The sequence below is a fragment of the Deltaproteobacteria bacterium GWC2_65_14 genome, assembly GCA_001797615.1.
In the GTDB taxonomy this organism is placed as follows: Bacteria; Desulfobacterota; Deferrimicrobia; order Deferrimicrobiales; family Deferrimicrobiaceae; genus GWC2-65-14.
On sequence record MGPV01000013.1, the window covers coordinates 1 to 864 of the forward strand.

Consider the following 864-nt stretch of genomic DNA (forward strand, 5'->3'; position numbering starts at 1 on the left):
CATCCCCCCTCCTTCGGCTGGCTTCGCCGGCAGTCGGGGACCCGCAGCGATGCGGGGGTGGGGTCCACGAGGCGGCGGGGACATTCCTGGTTCAATTCCGGGTGGCGGGAGAGGAGTGTCCCCACAACAGGGTGCAAATTCCGGCGAGCGGCGCAGGCAACACAAGCAGCCAATCCCGTCGATAATGCGACAATAACGTAGGCACCTCCGGGACCGGCTCTCCTCCCCTCCCGCGGCCCGCGGATCCCGGTTTCCCCTTGCGGCCTTGCCGGTTATGGAACTCCCCGCATCCCCCGACCTCGGGCGGCACGGCTCCTGCTCTTCCCTCCCCCGACAACCATTTCCTTTCTTCAGGAGGGACCCATGAGATCCGACAGGCTGTTCCACCGCGTAACCGGCATCGCCATCGTCTGCGCCGTCCTAACCGTGTTGTCCGCGGGGATCGCGGGCGCGACGCCCTCCACCCAGATCTGGATCCCGTCCACGGACATCCAGAAGTTCAAGACGCTCCACTTCGGGTTCGACACGTACGTACGCACCAGAAGCAACGACGCGGGGGAGAAGGTAGCCCCGGCCGTGGTGCTCGGCCTCACCGGCGGCGTCCTCCCGTTCGAGAAGATCCAGGCGGAAGTCGGGTTCGACCTGATCCATCTGGGGGGAGATCTGGACGATTACCCCCTCTATTTCAACGCCAAGGTAGGAACTCCCGAGGACGCACTCTTCAAGCACTCCCCGGCGATCGCCGTGGGCGGGTACAACTTCGGGACGAAAAACGACGTGACCGACCAGAACATCGTCTACGGCCTGCTGGCCAGGACCTTTCCTGTCATCGGCCGCCTCTCCGTGGGGTACTTCGCGGGAAAC

General features: G+C 64.8%; 1 pseudogene (only partly in view). It reads left to right on the forward strand.

The annotated features are described in order from the left end of the window. Positions 1-399 precede the first annotated feature (399 nt). Positions 400-864 (forward strand): annotated as a pseudogene (locus A2X88_02420) (hypothetical protein) (it continues 236 nt past the right edge of the window).